Annotated in this window: 2 protein-coding genes; both read right to left on the bottom strand. The window is 42.8% G+C overall.

The window, feature by feature from the left end:
- Window positions 1-1,280, bottom strand: a 1,280-nt coding sequence (locus tag CXF78_RS16405; RefSeq protein WP_102037378.1) for an alpha-amylase family glycosyl hydrolase, incomplete at its 3' end; no start/stop codon positions are given.
- Window positions 1,281-1,353: 73 nt separating this feature from the next.
- Window positions 1,354-1,757 (bottom strand): aldo/keto reductase (locus tag CXF78_RS16400; RefSeq protein WP_180957190.1); only part of this gene is annotated, 404 nt, incomplete at its 5' end.

Below are 1,757 nucleotides of genomic sequence, written 5' to 3'. Positions count from 1 at the left end.
AACGCATGAGACAAAATACTGCGTTGCAATTTATCGGCTGAGCTCACATCAGGATAGGCTTGATTGATAAAATAACCAGTGCGGCCCATGTCATGATTACCTAAAAAAGTCATCAATAAATCAGCCTGGCTGTCGTCATCTTGATATAACGAATCTTGGGCAAATAATTGCTGGGCTAATACAGGACTCTTGCCGCGATAAAAAATATCTGCCGCAGTTTGTTGAAACGCAAAGTCCAATACCGAAGGTAACTTGCCTTGGGTGGTAAAAACACTGAGGTTGTTAGGGTTGGTATCGTACACTTCACCAAACACATGAAACTGAGGAATGCCTTGCGCCTTGGCAAAGTTAACGATTTCAGGGCTAAACGTTTGCCAAAATGACAAGTCCACATGTTTAACTGTGTCGATCCTAAATCCATCTGGCTTAAATTCTTTAATCAGATTTTGGTAAATATCAACCATGCCAGATACCACTTCAGGATCTGCGGTATTAAGATCATCTAAGCCACTAAAGTCGCCATTTAACGAGCTTTCACCTTTAAATGTGCTATCACCTTGATTGTGATAAAAACGTGGGTCATTTAACCAATTAGGCACTTTTACTCTCGCTTGATCTTGAGGCACAAACGGCGTGTAACTGTCGCCCTTTTCCACTTGAGCTAACGACTTGTATTCGCAATGGGTTTGCGGCGCAATAAACTCACCCGACGCTTGATGACACTCTTGATACTTGATGACATCGGCAGTGTGGTTAGTAATAATATCAAAAAAGACTTTTATACCGCGTTGATGTGCAGAGTCTATAAGCTGCTTTAAGTCTGCGTTAGAGCCAAAATGCGGGTCTATTTCGGTAAAGTCGACAATCCAATAACCATGATGCGCAATGCCATCTGATTGAATGGCTTTATTTCGCAATAATGGCGTCATCCAAATCGCAGTAATACCAAGGTTTTGTAGATAATCTAACTTTTGTTCAATGCCTAAAATATCACCGCCATGAAAACCGCGACTACTGCTAGTATCAAAGCCACCCGCTGAAATTGGTTTAGAGGTTGAGCCGTTGTCATTACTGCTATCGCCGTTATAAAAACGGTCTGGCAATACAAAATAGAAAATATCGTCCCGAACATCACGATGTAAGTAATCTTGGTATATATCAGCTTGTACGCTTGGTTGTGGCAAAGGCTGAACGGCCGACGCTACCACTTCTGTTTCTGCCTGCTGACATCCACTTAACACCAATGCTGCACTCAATAGTGCCCATGTTGTCTTGTTCATATTGTCTTAGAATCCTTTAATTGAATGGCATCGATAAATGCTCGGGTATTGATCAAACATGTTGTCGTAGTGTTTAAGGTAACTCATGTCCTTTAGCGCTGACATACAATGCATACCAGTGCTCACGGCTTAACGAGACGTTAGTGGCTTTTGCACAAGCCTTAATACGCTCTAGGTTGGTGGTGCCAATAACAGGTTGAATTTGGCTAGGATGCTGCATTAACCAACTTAATAACACGGCTTCTGGGCTAGTGTGATATTCAGCGGCTAACGTAGCAACAAGCTGGCTGGTTTGCTGCACGGCTGTAGACTGTTCCGTTGTTGCGATGCCACTGTAAATCCCTTGGCATAAGCTGCCCCACGCCTGAATTTGTATATTATGTTGATTGCAGTACTCGAGCGTACCAGGGGTAAAGTTAATGTCTTTACCGTCTTGATTACCCGCATAAACGGTTTCGTCTACCCATGCGTGTTTTT

Source organism: Shewanella sp. 11B5 (genome assembly GCF_002836795.1).
Classification (GTDB): domain Bacteria; phylum Pseudomonadota; class Gammaproteobacteria; order Enterobacterales; family Shewanellaceae; genus Shewanella; species Shewanella frigidimarina.
This window is presented reverse-complemented; position numbering and strand designations above follow the sequence as displayed.